This is a genomic window from Microbulbifer sp. CNSA002 (genome assembly GCF_047324085.1).
Taxonomy (GTDB): domain Bacteria; phylum Pseudomonadota; class Gammaproteobacteria; order Pseudomonadales; family Cellvibrionaceae; genus Microbulbifer.
The window spans coordinates 4256877-4273060 of sequence record NZ_CP172449.1 but is presented as its reverse complement, the minus strand read 5'-3'; the positions used below and the strand labels follow the sequence as shown (position 1 = coordinate 4273060).

General features: G+C 53.2%; 16 protein-coding genes. 8 read left to right on the top strand and 8 right to left on the bottom strand.

What is annotated here, in order from left to right; translation table 11 throughout:
• Nucleotides 1-46: 46 nt before the first annotated feature.
• The 7 genes from rbfA to ACG1BZ_RS19005 all read left to right on the top strand — a co-directional run bounded on the left by rbfA (nt 47) and on the right by ACG1BZ_RS19005 (nt 6375).
• Complete coding sequence (rbfA, locus tag ACG1BZ_RS19035; protein WP_108734361.1) at nt 47-445, top strand: 30S ribosome-binding factor RbfA; 399 nt, start codon at nt 47-49, stop codon at nt 443-445.
• Nucleotides 446-448: 3 nt separating this feature from the next.
• A complete protein-coding gene (gene truB / locus ACG1BZ_RS19030; protein WP_108734360.1) occupies nt 449-1390 on the top strand; it encodes a tRNA pseudouridine(55) synthase TruB in 942 nt (313 codons plus the stop codon).
• 146 nt (nt 1391-1536) lie between these two features.
• Nucleotides 1537-1806, top strand: a complete 270-nt coding sequence (rpsO, locus tag ACG1BZ_RS19025) for a 30S ribosomal protein S15 (protein ID WP_252083174.1) — start codon at nt 1537-1539, stop codon at nt 1804-1806.
• A gap of 263 nt (nt 1807-2069) precedes the next feature.
• A complete protein-coding gene (pnp, locus tag ACG1BZ_RS19020) occupies nt 2070-4193 on the top strand; it encodes a polyribonucleotide nucleotidyltransferase (protein ID WP_413663184.1) in 2124 nt (707 codons plus the stop codon).
• A gap of 114 nt (nt 4194-4307) precedes the next feature.
• Nucleotides 4308-4958 (top strand): hypothetical protein, encoded by a 651-nt coding sequence (locus ACG1BZ_RS19015; RefSeq protein ID WP_413663183.1) that lies wholly within the window; start codon nt 4308-4310, stop codon nt 4956-4958.
• Entirely contained in the window at nt 4951-5355 is a 405-nt protein-coding gene (locus ACG1BZ_RS19010; protein WP_413663182.1) for a GFA family protein, read from the top strand. The genes ACG1BZ_RS19015 and ACG1BZ_RS19010 overlap by 8 nt, the downstream gene beginning before the upstream one ends.
• A 51-nt stretch (nt 5356-5406) precedes the next feature.
• Nucleotides 5407-6375 (top strand): zinc transporter ZntB, encoded by a 969-nt coding sequence (locus ACG1BZ_RS19005; RefSeq protein WP_413663181.1) that lies wholly within the window; start codon nt 5407-5409, stop codon nt 6373-6375.
• A 70-nt stretch (nt 6376-6445) separates the two neighbouring features.
• On the opposite strand, the gene ACG1BZ_RS19000 is transcribed toward ACG1BZ_RS19005, so the two are convergent.
• The 7 genes from ACG1BZ_RS19000 to pcnB all read right to left on the bottom strand — a co-directional run bounded on the left by ACG1BZ_RS19000 (nt 6446) and on the right by pcnB (nt 13934).
• On the bottom strand, nt 6446-8005 hold the full coding sequence (locus ACG1BZ_RS19000) for a hypothetical protein (RefSeq protein ID WP_413663180.1): 1560 nt from the start codon (nt 8003-8005) through the stop codon (nt 6446-6448).
• A gap of 164 nt (nt 8006-8169) precedes the next feature.
• On the bottom strand, nt 8170-9207 hold the full coding sequence (locus ACG1BZ_RS18995) for an endonuclease/exonuclease/phosphatase family protein (protein WP_413663179.1): 1038 nt from the start codon (nt 9205-9207) through the stop codon (nt 8170-8172).
• A 398-nt stretch (nt 9208-9605) separates the two neighbouring features.
• Nucleotides 9606-10397, bottom strand: coding sequence for an acyl-CoA thioesterase (locus ACG1BZ_RS18990; protein ID WP_413663178.1), 792 nt, complete (start codon nt 10395-10397; stop codon nt 9606-9608).
• A gap of 78 nt (nt 10398-10475) precedes the next feature.
• Nucleotides 10476-11288 carry a 3-methyl-2-oxobutanoate hydroxymethyltransferase gene (gene panB / locus ACG1BZ_RS18985; protein WP_413663177.1) on the bottom strand — a complete coding sequence of 271 codons (813 nt, stop codon included), beginning with the start codon at nt 11286-11288 and terminating at the stop codon, nt 10476-10478.
• Nucleotides 11289-11293: 5 nt separating this feature from the next.
• A complete protein-coding gene (locus ACG1BZ_RS18980; protein ID WP_413663176.1) occupies nt 11294-11980 on the bottom strand; it encodes a deoxynucleoside kinase in 687 nt (228 codons plus the stop codon).
• 101 nt (nt 11981-12081) lie between these two features.
• Entirely contained in the window at nt 12082-12558 is a 477-nt protein-coding gene (gene folK / locus ACG1BZ_RS18975) for a 2-amino-4-hydroxy-6-hydroxymethyldihydropteridine diphosphokinase (RefSeq protein WP_282931421.1), read from the bottom strand.
• Nucleotides 12558-13934, bottom strand: coding sequence for a polynucleotide adenylyltransferase PcnB (pcnB, locus tag ACG1BZ_RS18970; protein WP_413663175.1), 1377 nt, complete (start codon nt 13932-13934; stop codon nt 12558-12560). The genes folK and pcnB overlap by 1 nt, the downstream gene beginning before the upstream one ends.
• Nucleotides 13935-14084: 150 nt before the next feature.
• Between pcnB and ACG1BZ_RS18965 the strand changes: the two genes are divergently transcribed.
• A complete protein-coding gene (locus ACG1BZ_RS18965; protein ID WP_413663174.1) occupies nt 14085-14564 on the top strand; it encodes a hypothetical protein in 480 nt (159 codons plus the stop codon).
• Between the two features lie 183 nt (nt 14565-14747).
• Here the strand turns inward: ACG1BZ_RS18965 and ACG1BZ_RS18960 are convergent, their stop codons facing one another.
• Complete coding sequence (locus tag ACG1BZ_RS18960) at nt 14748-16139, bottom strand: sigma-54-dependent transcriptional regulator (protein ID WP_282931423.1); 1392 nt, start codon at nt 16137-16139, stop codon at nt 14748-14750.
• Nucleotides 16140-16184 lie beyond the last annotated feature (45 nt).

Genomic DNA, 16184 nt, shown 5'->3' with positions numbered 1-16184 from the left:
GTGCGGGTTTTCCTGTCTTTAAACCGCCATTCTCAATAGGTAAACAATGGCAAGAGAATTTCATCGCGCAGACCGCGTCGCCGACGCCATGCGCCGCGAGCTGGCCCAGCTGATCCAACACGAGATTCGCGATCCTCGCCTGGGTATGATCAACGTCAATGATGTTGAAGTCAGCCGCGACTTAACCGTTGCTAAAGTTTTTGTCACCCTGGTGGGTGAGGATGATCGCAGCAAAATTAATACCTCTATCGAAGTGCTGAACAAAGCCGCCGGCTTTTTGCGCACGCAGCTCGCGCGTGCAATCCAGATTCGCACTATTCCCCGTTTGCACTTCCGCTACGACGAGACCTCGGTGCGCGGCCAGGCGCTGTCTGCCCTGATCGACAAGGCGGTTAAAGAAGATCGCAAACACCAAGACGACGATAGCGACTCCAACGAAGATTAATCCATGGGCCGCAGACCAAAATGGGGCCGGCCGGTTCACGGCGTGCTGTTATTGAACAAGCCCGCCGGGATTACCGCCAACGACGCCCTGCAAAAAGCCAAACGACTCTTTTTCGCCAATCGCGCCGGTCATACCGGAGCGCTGGACCCCCTGGCAACCGGCGTATTGCCGATCTGTTTCGGCGAAGCGACCAAGTTTTCCCAGTACCTGCTCGATGCGGACAAGCGCTATCGCAGTACTTTTGTTTTCGGTATGACCACTGCTAGTGGCGATGCCGATGGCGATGTACTGGAAACCAAAGATGCTTCCGGTTTGACTGAAGAAGCCGTGCTGAAAGCGATGGAAGCCTTTCGCGGTCCCATCAAGCAAGTGCCGTCCATGTACTCGGCCCTCAAGCACAAGGGGCAGCCGCTGTATAAGTTGGCGCGCCAGGGCTTGGAAGTGGAGCGCGAGGCGCGGGAAGTAGAGATTTTTGAATTTGAACTGCTGAGCTTTACACCGGGCGCCCAGCCCCGTGCAGAAGTTGAGGTTCACTGCTCCAAGGGCACTTATATTCGCAGTATTGCCGAAGACCTGGGCCAGGCTCTGGGTGTCGGTGCCTATGTGGAAGAGTTGCACCGCAGCGCAGCCGGTCCCTACGTCGAAGCCGATTCAGTGACTCTGGATGAGCTCACCGCAGAGCGCGGTGAGGGCATGGCGGAGGAGTTGGATCACCACCTGTTATCGGTGGATTCTCCCGCCTCTTCGCTGCCCAAACTCACCCTTCCGGACGAGTCTGGTTACTATGTGCGTCAGGGGCAGCCGGTAATGGATTTGCAGGTCTACCGTATCGGTGAAGAAGGTGATATGGTGCGCCTCTTCCTGGAAAATGGCGATTTTCTGGGCGTAGGGGAAATTACTGACGACGGGTGCGTAGCGCCTCGGCGTCTGGTAAGCAGTACTTAAGCAGAAAACGCTATATTGGTGAGAGCCGATAGCGGTTGATGTGAGAGTATTGCAGTGGACTATGTCCACAACAGTGAGTAGCTGGTCTGTAAATATGCACGGGCCAGCCGAATCTTTTAAAGCATATTACGACGAGGTTAATCGTTATGGCACTGTCTGCAGTAGAAAAAGCAGCAATCCTGAAAGAGCACGGCCAATCTGAAGGCGACACCGGTTCTCCGGAAGTCCAGGTAGCCCTGCTGACTGCCAACATCAACAAACTGCAGGGTCACTTCTCTGCGCACAAGCAGGATCACCACTCTCGCCGTGGTCTGATCCGCATGGTAAACCAGCGTCGCAAGCTGCTGGACTACCTGAAGCGCAAGGATCTGAACCGTTACGCACAGCTGATCGCTAAGCTCGGCCTGCGTCGCTAAGACCCTGGAATGCCCGCCTCTGGCGGGCTTTCTTCTTTAATGCTTGCTGAAAAGTGGCGCTGTTGTCACTTTTCGGCAGTTTCGCAACACAACCCCAGGGGCAAATATCCCGGCGGATGTGCTGCGTTTGCACCGGCCACCCGGGTCGGTAGCGGTACATCCCCGTATCGCTCTGGACTGAAGGTTTGGAACTTCTATCCAGGCAACCACTGTAGGGGTTACTGGAATGGGCCAGTAACCGTAAGGAAATAGGAAAAAAACTAGTGAATCCAGTAAGCAAAACTTTCCAATACGGACAACACCAAGTCACCATCGAGACCGGCCGTATCGCGCGCCAGGCTACCGGTGCTGCCCTGGTTAGCATGGGAGAGACTGTTGTCCTGTGTACTGTTGTCGGCGCTAAAGAAGCCAAGCCAGATCAGGGCTTCTTCCCGTTGTCCGTGCACTATCAAGAAAAAGCCTACGCGGCTGGCAAAATTCCCGGTGGCTTCTTCAAGCGTGAAGGCCGCCCGTCTGAAAAAGAAACCCTGACTTCCCGTCTGATCGATCGCCCGATCCGCCCGCTGTTCCCGAACGGCTTTATGAACGAAGTTCAGGTGATGTGTACTGTTCTCTCCGCTGAGAAGGACATGGACCCGGATATCGCTGCTATGATCGGCACCTCCGCAGCGCTATCTGTTTCCGGTATTCCTTTCGCTGGCCCAATCGGTGCTGCGCGTGTGGGTTACACCCAGCAAGACGGCTACCTGCTGAACCCGGGCTACGAAGCTCTGAAGACCTCCGAGCTGGACATGGTCGTTGCCGGTACCAAAGACGCCGTACTGATGGTGGAGTCCGAAGCCCAGGAGCTGCCGGAAGACATCATGCTGGGTGCCGTACTCTACGCACACCAGGAAATGCAGGCCATTATCAAGGTTTGTGAAGAGCTGAAAGCGGAAGCGGGCAAGCCCCAGTGGGACTGGCAGGCTCCGGCGGAAAACACCGAGCTGAAAGCTGCCCTGGACGCTCAGTTTGGCGGGAAGGTTGCCGAAGCCTACCGCATCACCAACAAGCAAGAGCGCAGCACCCGCCTGGCGGAACTGCGCAGCGAAGCCGCTGAAGCCCTGGCTACTGAAGAAATTAGCGCTGATCTGGTAAAAAGCTACTTCGGCAAGCTGGAGAAGAAGCTGGTGCGTGGCGCTGTAGTGCGTGGCGAGCCCCGTATCGACGGTCGCGACAGCAAAACTGTACGTTCGATCGCTGTGGAAGTTGGCGCTCTGCCCAAGTCCCACGGCTCTGCGCTGTTCACCCGTGGTGAGACCCAGGCTCTGGTAGTGGCTACCCTCGGTTCCACTGGCGATGCACAGATCATCGACGCCCTGGAAGGTGAGCGCAAAGACTACTTTATGCTGCACTACAACTTCCCTCCCTACTCTGTAGGTGAAGCGGGTCGTGTAGGTGCTACCGGTCGTCGCGAAATCGGTCACGGCCGCCTCGCTCGTCGCGGTATCGCTGCAGTTCTGCCGAGCCCGGACAGCTTCCCCTACACCGTGCGTGTAGTTTCCGAGATCACTGAATCCAACGGTTCCAGCTCCATGGCTTCCGTCTGTGGTTCCAGCCTGGCGCTGATGGATGCGGGTGTTCCGCTGAAGGCACCGGTAGCCGGTATCGCTATGGGTCTGGTGAAGGAAGAAGAAGGCTACGCGGTTCTGACCGATATCCTCGGTGACGAGGACCACCTCGGCGATATGGACTTCAAAGTAGCGGGTACCGCCTCTGGTGTGACCGCGCTGCAGATGGACATCAAGATCGAAGGTATTACCGAAGAGATCATGGAGACCGCTCTGGAGCAGGCTCTGCACGCGCGTCTGCATATCCTCGCGGAAATGAACAAGGTGATCGACTCTTCCCGTACCACCGTGAATGAGAACGCACCGCGCTACGCGACCCTGAAGATCCATCCGGATAAGATCCGCGACGTGATCGGTAAGGGCGGTGCGACTATCCGCTCCATCACTGAAGAGACCGGCGCCTCCATTGATATCGAAGATGACGGCACTATCAAGGTCTTCGGTGAAGACGGTGAGAGCCTGGAAGCGGCGGTAACCCGCATCGAGGAGATCACTGCGGAAGCTGAGATTGGCGCTATCTACGAAGGTACCGTGGTACGTATCGTAGACTTCGGTGCGTTCGTTAACTTCCTGCCGGGCAAAGACGGTCTGGTGCATATCTCCCAGATCGCTGAAGAGCGCGTAAATGCCGTAACTGATTACCTGAGTGAAGGTGAGAAGATTAAGGTTAAAGTACTCGACGTTGACCAGCGTGGACGTATCAAGCTTTCTATCAAGGAAGCCAAGGCCGATGCAGCTGCCGCTGAAGAAGCCAAGCAAGCTTCCGACGAAGCTTAAGTCTACGGACTGAAAAAACCCGGCTTTTAAGCCGGGTTTTTTTGTATCTGCCGAAGCGGAATTGTCGCTTATTACCGGTTTTCTATTAGAATTCTGGAAAAAAAGGGCAAAACATTGGACAACTTCTGGCTGATCGACATTCTCCTCACCCTCGCCGCACTGCTGATTGCCAATCAGTACTGGCGTCTTACCAATGCTCGCTTCCAATCAGCTGCACTCTTGGTGATGGCGGGTCTTCTATTTATCGCTGTCTCCGCGATTGTCGGTGCCTATCGCTACGGTATTGATCCCGGGGCAACCCAATTACACCGGGCTTTACTGCAACTATCCGGGTTTAGTTCGCTGTTGCTAATTGGAATAGGGTTGGTTTGGGCACGTTTCGAGATAGGTATTGGACAGAGTACCCGGGGACCCGCTTATGTAGTGCTGGTGCTGGTATTGGCCTCGTCTATTGGCGTCTCGGAAAGTGGCAGGTTATCGCCGCAGGAAGTGACAGAGGTATTTTCCGCCCTGGGGCTTTTGTTGTGGTTGTGGGTTGCAATGATGGAATTGATGTCACCGCGACGACTATCGCCACCGGGCCCTTTGTTACTGGGGGCAGGGGCAGTAGTCATTGCAATGGATGGATTGTTTGTGGGTACCGGCGCTCCGCGAGTGCTGGGCTTGGCGCGTACAAACTGGTTCCACCTGCTGCTGGGCCTTTCGCTGTTTTCACTGTTGGCTGCCCGCCCGTTATTTGAAAAGGACAATAATTCAAATGAGTAAAGTTACTACTGAACTTCGCGGAGGTTGCCACTGTGGCGCTATTCGCTATCGGGCGCGGCACGAGCGCGACTCAGAGGAGAAACTGGTAGCCCATGCGTGCAATTGCTCGATGTGTGAGAAAGTGGGTTTTCTGCACGTCATTATTCCCGCTGAAAACTTTAAGCTGGAGTCTGGGGAAAAAGACCTGGATTGTTATACGTTTAATACGGGGGTGGCCAAGCACCTGTTTTGTCGCCATTGCGGCGTTAAGTCTTTTTATGTGCCGCGCTCCAACCCGGATGGCTATAGTCTTAATGCGCGCTGTTTTGATGAGAGACCCGGAGACTTGGAGGTCGAACCTTTCGATGGTCAAAACTGGGAGCAGAACGCCGCAGAGCTGGCCCATCTCAGTAAATAAGTCGCGTAAAGAAAGTGATGCTCCAATTAATATCAGGTGATATGAGAGCCTATGGAAACTGGTCTGGTCTACGCTGTCTTACTCGATCGCAAAGGCTCGGGCCGAGAGCTTTCCTGGGCAGAGGTGAAATCCTGGCAACCTGATCAGGGAATTCTCTGGCTGCATTTTGACTACGACAGCACCAACACCGTCGAGTGGCTGCAACAGGATAGTGGACTCACAGCTACGGCGATAGAGACCCTGTCTGCGAAGACAACGCGCCCCTGTGTAATGACTGTGGATCAGGGGCTGATGTTGGCTATGTACGGCATTGAGCGAAAATCCAAGCCGCGCGCAAAGGATATGATCGCCATTCGCATTTGGGCCGAGGAAAACCGTATTATCAGTACCGGCCGACGGAAGTTGCTGTCAGAGGATGACTTGCTTTCTCGCTTGCGCAGTGGCTTTGGTCCCCGTGGAACTGCGGCTCTTTTGATGTCCCTGGCAGATCTGTTGGTCTTGCGTATGTGTGATCGGGCCGAAGACTTCGAAGAAAAAATCGATGACCTGGAAAACCTGTTATTAGATAAGGGAGGTTCGGAGCTCTCTTCCCTACTGGTTCGGCTACGCAAGAGAACTATCGTATTGCGACGCTACTTATGCCTGCAGCGGGAGGTGCTCGGGCGTTTGCAGCAGGAATCCCTATCCTGGTTTGATGAGCACAGCCACGCCCTCCTGGGAGAGGTAAATGATCGATTACAGCGCCATATCGACGATATCGATGCGGTAAGGGAGCGCGCGGCAATCGCTCAGGAGGAATTGTTGAGTCGCACTTCAGATCAGTTGAATAGTCGTATGTATGTACTATCAGTGGTGGCAGCAGTTTTCCTGCCTCTGAGCTTTCTCACTGGATTGTTTGGGATTAATGTCGGTGGTATTCCCTGGGGGCAGTCATCATTGGGCTTTATTGCTTTTTGTATCTTGCTGGTGGTGGCATTGGCTGGACAAGTCGCTTTATTCTATTGGAAAAAGTGGTTGTAGCGTTCTTTCGCTGTTTTTGAATTCAATAGTCGCTCAGGGATACTTGTAATTTTGGCGATATAGCAGTTAATTACGAAAATTTTATAGATCTTACAATTCGATCTGCATTTGCCATTATTGTATAAGCAATGGTTGAACCTGCAATATTGGGGAAGTTAGCGGAATCCACAATATGGACGTTCTTGAAGTTTGCAGGCCGTCCTAACAGGTCAGAGGAAAAGGTTTCGTGTTCCCCCTTCATTGGAAAGCTTCCACCGCTATGGTAACTTTTCCCCGGAGGAAGTACTTTCAAGTAAAAGGGAGGTACTAAACCCAACTTAATTAAACTGCGCCTTATCAATGATTGAGTTCTTGCTATAACCCAGCGGGCCCTGGGGTTTTCAATCCCTTTTATTTCTACTGTAGAGCTATCTGGACGTTTGTTAGTTAAAGTCAATTCCAGAGTATCCGAATCTTCCGAAGATAAGAAACCCTGAATGATATATAAACGGTCCAAAGCAAGATCTTTTGAGATAAATGATGGCAATAAAGCCGCAACCTGGTCTTCAATGATTTGGCTGCGGCCATATAACTGAAGGTGAATCTGTTCTGGGCTTATGTTCGCGTTCTCTATTTCCAGGAAAATTTCTGCTAATGTGAATTCAATTTCATAGTGGTGTCTTTTATAGGTGAGAAAAGGAAAAAAGAAATATTGACTGCTTTGAATCTCGATGGGTGTATTTAGCAGGTTAAGGGATCTTGCTACGATAGTAGTTGTGGCGAAGTGCCCCGCAGCCAAGAAGACTTTCTCTGCAAAAAAATTGTATACCTTTCCATCGTCTATGCTAACCGCAATAACTTCGACTCCCTCTTTATTCTCTTTCAGCTCCAATACAACAAATCCCTGGTGTATGGTCAAACCATCCTCTTGCAAATCTTCAAATAATGTTTTGGGGTTGAAGATGGATTGATATGCGCAGCCGTAAAGACAGTGCCCGCAATATCGACATCCACGTTTGCCAGAGCTTGCATCCACGGCTAACCGAGCCCGACCAAACTCAATGCCATTGCCCCGGAGGTTGTCTTCGACATTGGTGAGTTTTTGCAATATAAAATCTGTTGCTGGATTTCTTTTCAGGGTTTCAAAATTTTCCGAAAACAGTGGGAATTTTGTCTGGAGGTTGTCTGGCTCCGCACTTATTGGCATAAATCGGAGAACATTTTTGTAAGATGGGGCCAGTTCACTTAGGGAGAGTGGCCAGTTTCTTAATTGGCGCTCGCTGTAGGGAAGGATCGCTGCACCCCACACGTTTCCAAGGCCACCAAAGCCGTGGGAAAACTCTGTGTTGCAGTTGGTTGTGTTGACTTGAAAGTGTTCTGGGGTTCTATAAGGAAAATCAGACCCAAAGATATACCTTCTTTCTACGCCGCTGCTGGAGACTTTGGGGGGAGGGAAAATCCGTTTTTTTTCTTCATCTTTCCAGCTGTCCACATGTTTTTGCGATAAGGAGTGAACCTGGTGCTTAATGTGATGCTCAAGATCATATGAGACGTCAATGACTTCGACTTCTTGCCCAATATCTTGCAATGCCTTGACTGTAGCGATACTCGCAGGACCACTCCCGACAACTAGGTTCTTAATCCTGTCCACTGAAAGCCCTTCCCGCCAAGCATGCGGTTTATGCGTGGGTTAAAGTTCTCCTCAATAAGCAAAATTGTAGCTGGATTGTGTTTTCAGTCCGGTGTCGTTCACTCTGTCGGTAAATTGGTTAAGCCCCTTCCGATCCCCTGCGGAAGAGGCTGTGAACCGCTCGTTTAGTGCTTAACCCATGAGAAGTCTACAAATACTGGGTCGTGGTCGCTCAGCCCGGTGTACTCCGCGGAGCCAATATAATAATTGGTTACGTCCAGCGTGTAATTGGGGTTGTTATTAATAACGACGACATGATCGGTATCGTCCTGAAGTTCATCAGCACAGGCTTCCAAGCTGGTGTCACTGCCAGATAGCATATATTGGCAGGCATGCTTGCCGCCGGTTTTGGCAAAAAATGCTTTCCAGGTTTGGTAGTTTGTACCGCGCCAGCCGTCGTCATTTTCATCAAACGCCATATTGAAATCACCAGCCAAAATGACTGTGGCATTACTTGAGTGGGCGACGATCATATCGGCAATCTGGTCGAGTTGCTTGGCTTTGGCATTTAGGTCATCGTCTTGGTGTCCTGCATCCATATGGGTGTTGTACACATGAATATGGAAGTTTTTGGTCACTTCAACTTTTGCTACGGTAAAGCCTTTTTCGGTATCACAGTCATTACCTGCGCACTTATCAAAAGTTTCCTCCTCATAAGTGGCGAAGGTGTAGTCGTCGTCATCGCGATTATCTCGGTCAAACGGAAACTTGGAAAAGGTCAGCAGGCCATTGCCAAAGCTGGTACCAGTGCCTTTCCAGTGTTTGGAGCGATAGGGGACTGTGTCGTTATCGAGCTTGTCGTCGTCGTCCAGATAATTGGCTTTGGTTTTGCTCCAAGCCTCCTGCATCAACCAGAGGTCTTTGGGGTTATTATCAAAAGTGTTAATAATTTGTTTGAAGTCAGACTTGCTGTTGCCGCCTATACACTCCAAAAATCCATCCATGTTGTAGACGATCATGTCAAAACTGCCTGAATTGGCATCGGCAAATTCAGTGTCACCGTATTCATAGCCGTCCAGGTCTTTTGAGCCGGTATCGTCGACATCATCAATAAATTCAAACCAGTTACAAGAAGTAATTGCATCCCAAACGTCTTCAAAATCTACTGCTGCGGCGGAATGGCTGAATAGAAGTGTGAGTGAAAAAAATATTCTTTTTATCATTATTGCTCTCCAACTTTGTTATTACCGACGGTTTTGTAGTGGGGTCGAAAATTGGGGCGTTTCTCTGGCGGCCCCTTTGTTTTCGATGGAGGGGATGATGGATAGCGTAGATTACAAATTGGAGTAAAGGAGGTTTTTTTTATTTTATTTTTCTGTAAGGGCGGCGCGAATTATTTTTTTCATAAAAAAATAATAAAAATCACGAAAGTTGTATATTTTTATGCAGGTAATAATTGATTCGTTAGGCGGGTTAAGCAGGATCGGGAAGTATTATTTAGAGTTATCTGAAGGCTGCAGAAAAGTTACAAAATTCTTTAGGACCGTTTAAATGGTTCCATCCGTGGAGCCAAGGCACTCAATGAGTGGCGGTAAAGGGATAGTTGATCGACGAGTGCTGGTTAACCAAAGATAGTGACCATTTGGCGGGAGAGGGCGGTTAAACGTCCATCGGCATCCCACAAGCGGGCCTGTATTACTGCGTAGCCATCCTCAGCCTGTTCCACTTCGGCCTCGTATTGCCACCAGTCAGAAGCGGTGCGCTCTGGGAGTGGCTCCATAAACTCCACTGTCCATGTTAATGAGCTGGCGGGAGCCGGCTCTTTCATCATCGGGAGTGTCGCCGGTGGCCAGGCATCGATCAGTGCGAGTAAGTGGCTGATACCGGTACGGCCTTTACTGCCATCCTTGAATCGTACCCAGCCACCTAAAACTCTCTCTTTCGCGCCGCTGAAAGGGAGGCTCCCACATGCGATACGGTAATCGAACTTCTGTGTGAACTCCGGTACTACACCTTCGATATAGGGCAGGGGCAGGCATTTATCCGGGGTGGGGTACTCCGGTGCTGAGGGACCTTTGGCGAGAACGGATGACTCCCTGCCGCGACCAAAACTGGCGAGGCCCGCCAGCATAACGGCACCATTCTGATCGAGGTGCCCCTGTACCTGAGTGACAGAGCGGCCTGCGCGGAGGACATCCGCACGGGTGTTAATCTCCCCCGGGGCAACCGGGCCTACGAATGAGGTGGTAAAAGAGCGTAAGCTGCTCTCAGAGGGCAGCTCTGAAGCCATCTGCTCATACAGCATTGCGGCTACAAGGCCGCCAAATGTAGCTCGCCCCTGGGTCCAGCCTTCGGGCACAGAAGTGGCGCCATTGGTCGAGAGCCAATCCTGGATTAGTTGGTCGAAAGTCATAGTGTTACCGCTTGAGAGCGGCAGGTGGGACCTGCCGCAGAAAAATACCGGGTGAGAAGCACCCGGATGAGGGGAGTATTATTTAAATATGTGTTCCTCGCCGGGGAAAACGCCCTGCTTGACGTCCTCGGCGTATTTGCGCAGGGCCCCGGGAATATCCTCGGCCTCTACCAGGAAGTTTTTGGAAAACTTGGGGGGCTGTTGGGTGAGGCCCAGGATGTCATTGATTACCAGTACCTGGGCATCGCAGTCGCGGCCCGCGCCTATGCCGATGGTGGGCATGGATACGGCTTCGGTAATACGCTTTGCCAGGTCGGCGGGAACACATTCCAGCACCAACAGATCAGCTCCGGCTTCGTCGAGTTGCAAGGCGTCTTCGAGAATTTGCTTGGCGTGTTCTTCGTCGCGCCCCTGAACGCGATAGCCTCCCAGTTTGTGTACTGATTGAGGAGTGAGGCCCAGGTGGGCGCAAACGGGAATACCGCGATCAGTAAGGATCTTCACGGTGTCGGCGAGCCAGGCGCCTCCCTCAATCTTCACCATATGTGCACCGGCCTGCATGATCCGGGTTGCATTCTGGAGTGCCTGCTCTGGGGTGGCGTAGGTCATAAACGGCATATCCCCCATAATCAGGGACTTCTTATTGCCGCGCGCGACCGCCTCGACGTGGTAAATCATTTGCTCCATCGTCACTGGCACGGTGCTGTCGTAACCCAGCACGGTCATGCCCAGGGAATCTCCGACGAGCAGTGTCTCAACCCCGGACTTTTGTGCCATCGCAGCCATAGGGGCATCGTAGAGAGCAACGGTAATAAACTTCTCACCATTCGCTTTCATTTTTCGCAGGGTTTGAACGGTTACGAGCTTTTCTAATTCAGAGGGTGCATACATAACGATTAACTTCCTGGGTTGTAATAGTGCCGGCCACTGGTGATCGTGAACAGATATTCGACCAGCTGTTGGTAGTCCTCTGGGCTATCGACAATGTCGATCTCCTCGGTATTGACGATGAGTAGAGGCGCCTCATCGTAAAAATGGAAAAAGCGGGTGTAGGCGTTGTTGAGGGTGGCGAGGTACTCATTGCTTATCGCCTGCTCAGCCGGGATTCCCCGATTGCGGATTCGGGCTTGCAGCACATCGAGGGGGGCTTGCAAATAGATCACCAGGTCCGGCTTGGGTGCTTCCAGGGTGAGATGTTTGTACACCTGTTGGTACAGGTGCAGCTCATCCTTATCCAGGGTGACTTCAGCAAACAGCTGGTCCTTTTCGATCAAAAAGTCCGACACCCGCACCGGCTCAAAGATATCGTCCTGCCGCAGTGCCTGGATTTGCTGTGATCGCTGGAGGAGAAAGTGCAGCTGGGTGGGCAGTGCGGCATTTTGGGGGTCCCGGTAGAAACGCTCCAAAAAGGGGTTCTCCTCGGGTAATTCCAACAGCGTGTCGTAATTGAATGTGGAGGCCAGCTTCTTTGCCAGTGTGGTTTTTCCCACACCAATATTGCCTTCCACCGCGATAAACTTAGGCGGTGTTTTATTAGACCGGTTGAGTTCAGCTGTGCTGGTCTCGGGTTTTTCGATAACCACTTGAGCGACTCCTCTTTGTCTGGGGTCTTCCCTGATGAGTTGCAAACGCAAAAGTACTATTGAGAGGGCCGCCCGTCGAGTAGTTGGGGAGCCTCAGTCGATCAAACCTTTTCCAGGCGGTTTTCCGGGCAGCCCTGTAAGAGTGCTGGCAGGGCTCCCAATCCGGGCAGTTCCATCGCGGGAGCCAGTTCAGAAAGGGGTAGCAGTACGAAGTTGCGCTCGGCCATGCGCGGGTGTGGGACCTGTAGGCGGGGCTCATCGATTTGAGATTCCCCAAACAGCAGGATATCCAGGTCCAGGGTGCGGGCGCCCCAGCGGATGGAGCGCTCGCGCCCGTGGGACAGCTCGATAGATTGGAGCTGGTCCAGTAGTGCTAGCGGGGACAGTGCTGTTTTCAATGCTGCGACGGCATTGATGTAATCGGGTTGATCGCCGGGGCCGACTGGGGCGCTTCGGTAAAAGCTCGAACACCCCAATAATTCTGTACTGGGGATTCGTTCCATGGCCGATAGGGCGCTGCGCAGTTGTTTGCCGGGCTCTGCCAGGTTACTGCCCAGGCCGATGTATACCGTTTCCATTACTGTTCTGCTCTCGGCTTGCGACGGCGGCCGCGAGAGTTACGGTTGCGGCGCCCACCGCTGCCTGTGCGCTGTAGCTTGCGCACCATTTGCTGGCGCTGCTCATCGTCGGCCTGTTGGAAGTCGGTCCACCATTTGCCCAGGCCCGCTTCAATCTCGCCACTTTCTTCCCGCAGCAACAGGAAGTCGTAGGCGGCGCGGAAACGGGGGTGCTCCTGTAAGCGCTGGGCCCGGCTGCCACCGCGCTGGGGCAGGCGCTGTTGCAGGTCCCAGATTTCCCGCATGGGGATTGAGAAGCGCTTGGGAATAGCGGTGTGGGCCAGCTGTGAACTGGTAACTTTTTGTGCCGCTTGGGCCAGCGCTGGCGCTGGTGGGGTGCCCTTGGCAATCAGCTTTTGTTGCTCGGTGCTCACCGCAGGCCAGAGTAGGGCGGCGTAGAGGAACGCTGGGGTAACACGCATATCGGCGCGGATACGTTGGTCCGTGTTCCGCAGGGCTTGTTGGGATAGTTTCAGGGCCGCGTTGTTGGCCTCAATTTGTGCGGCGTTATCCGGGAACAGGTGTTGCCAGAGCTGGTACTGGCGCAGCAGCTCAAAGGTGCGCTCTCCGTGGCCACTCATCAGCAGCTTGAGAATCTCATCGAACAGACGAGCCGGGGCAATATTGCGTAACAGTGGCGCCAGCTCGTGCAGGGGAGCTTCCGTCGTGCCTTCAATAGTGAAATCCAACTTGGCGGCGAAGCGCACTGCGCGCAGCATGCGCACCGGGTCTTCCTTGTAGCGGACCTCTGGGGAGCCGATCATTCGAATCAGGCGCTTTTCAATATCCTCGACACCGCCGGTGTAGTCGTGGATTTCAAACCCTTTGGTGGTGTAGTAGAGCGCGTTGACTGTGAAATCTCGACGCATGGCATCACTTTCCAGGTCGCCATAGACATTGTCACGCAGCAGCATACCGTGTTCGGACTGCTTGGCCTCGTGGGTCTCGCCATCGCTGTGGTGACCGCGGAAGGTAGTCACTTCGATAACTTCACGGCCTATACGGGCGTGCAGGATGCGAAAGCGACGACCGACAATGCGTGCGCCGCGAAAAAGCACCTTGGCCTGCTCTGGAGTGGCGTCGGTGGCCACATCAAAATCCTTGGGGTGACCGCCGAGCATCAGGTCGCGTACACCTCCACCTACGATATACGCCTGGTATCCGGCATCCTGAAGGCGCTTCATAACTGTTAAGGCCGCGCGGCTAATTTCTCGGCGCGAGATGCTGTGGTCGTTGCGGGCGATAACCCTGGGGCCTTTACTGGCCGGCTTGCGCCAGCGTTTGATACTACTAATCAGGTTGTTGAGCATACGGCTGTCTATGTTGACTGCTGCCATTTAGGGATGGCCGGGAAAGCCCCGCTGTGCTTGGCCACGCATTGGTTGGCGGCCTGTATAAGTGGTGGTCCCTCTGGGGAGATTCACGATGGCACTGCTGGAGCCTCTATACCTGGGCTACCCCAGGAGCGAGTCCGGAAAGGAGCCTCAGTGGCTGTTTACCCTCAGAGATCGGAACTCGCGGGCGCGATTCTAACACACGCAAAGGAATGCGCCCGCAATATGCGGGTGCCTGTAAGTTCGGGGGAAAAGAAATATGGGAATTATTATTACCAGTATGAAGGCAGCGGCTTCCTTGCGCTCTCAATTTGCTTTCAAGCAAACACCCTCTCCCAGGTACAGTTCAGTCAGTTTGCAACGCGCTTGTTGTTATTCTTATTCTTCTTGAGTTTTATTGTTATTGTTTATTGTTGTTCTTGCGGTTTTGGCCACTCATTGCTTTTATTGTCGGCCGCCCCATTATTTTTATTATGTTTCGCCCCACTTATTGTTAGTTGTTATAGGGCTTTTAACAGTCATTTATTTTTATTGTTGGCTGTTTTCAATTTTTGTACTAAGAGTAAAGCACTTAGTATGCCAACTTTTAAAAATCCTTATAAATCAATAAGTTACGATCTTTACGAAATTTGACGGAACTTTTCTGAGAGCCATTGCGTTACGGAAGGTGCGAGAGTTGTTACTTCTGGGTGGGTGTGGGTAACACTCTGGTTGGTAACCCCTGTGGGGGTGGGGTAACAAAGTAATGGAGGAGACTGGCAGGTGGGGGAGGAATGGGAGCAGGGGGCGGAAGCCCCCAGGGGATAGGGTTAGTTTTTACACTTCTGCGGCAGCGCTGCGGCGACTCTTCTTGCGGGGGATACCCAGCTTTTGGCGGCGTTCCCACAGGCATTTGCGGCTGACGCCGAGCTTCTTGGCCAGGTCCGTCTCACTCATGGTGTCCTGGTGTTCAATAACAAAGCGGGCGAAGTAGTCCTCCAGGGACAGGTCCTCGCGGGGGTCTGTGTGCAGGCTGCGTGGGCGAGGGATGCCATCGGCTTCTTCGATCGGTACCAGGTCCAGATCGATGTCCAGGGTTTTGTGGTCGATCTCACGGCTGTTCTTATCCGTCAGGATCACAGCGCGCTGAATGGCGTTTTCGAGTTCGCGCACGTTACCGGGCCAGGTGTAGGTGGTAACAGCCTGGATGGCCTCCGGTGACAAGCGCAATAAAGGACGCTCGATCTTGGTGCAAAACTTTTCTAACAGGTGCTCTGCCAATGCTAGGACGTCTCTGCCTCGCTCGCGCAAGGGGGCAAGCGTCATTTGCACCACATTGATGCGGTAGTAGAGGTCTTCCCGGAATTTACGCTCCGCTGACAGCTGGCGCAGGTTGCGGTGGGTGGCTGTTACCAGGCGCACATCCACTTTGCGGGATTCGATCGAGCCAATTGGCCGCACTTCGCCCTCTTGCAATACACGCAGCAGGCGGGCCTGTGCCTCCAGGGGCAGCTCACCGATTTCGTCGAGGAACAGGGTTCCTCCGTCGGCTGCCGCTACCAGTCCCTCGCGGGAACTCTGGGCACCGGTAAATGCGCCTTTCTCGTAGCCGAACAGCTCCGATTCAATCAGTGTGTCGGGAATTGCGGCACAGTTGACGGAGATCAGGGGTTTGTTGGCTCGGCGGCTCTCCTCGTGAATAGCCCGGGCAACCAGTTCCTTACCGGTACCGGTTTCACCGTGGACCAGGACGGTGGCATCTGTGGGGGCAACTTTATGGATGCGACCGTAGAGCTCCCTCATTACAGGGCTGCTGCCAATCATGCCGGCGATAGTGCCGGTATTTTCTTTCTCGTTGACGGGCTGGGCGCGATTCTGCTCCGCTTTGCCTATGACTCGGCGGACGGTTGCGAGCATTTCGTCGTGATCAAAGGGCTTGGCGATATAGTCGGCGGCGCCCATACGCATGGAATCTACCGCAGAGCGGAGGCTGGCGTAACTGGTCATGATCAGTACCGGAATATCACCGGCGTGCTTGAGCAGGTCGGTGCCCGGTGCGCCGGGCAGGCGCAGATCGGAGATAACCAGGTCAACTTCATTGAGGCGGTACTTGGTGAGCGCCTCCTTCACAGAACCCGCTTCACTGATTTTGTAGCGGTGCCGCTCTAAAAGCTTGCGCAGCGCCGTTCGGATAATGGCTTCATCTTCGACGATGAGGATGTGGCTCATATGTTACGCCTGGTTACAAAATGCTCAGTAAGCGCCTAGTTTTAC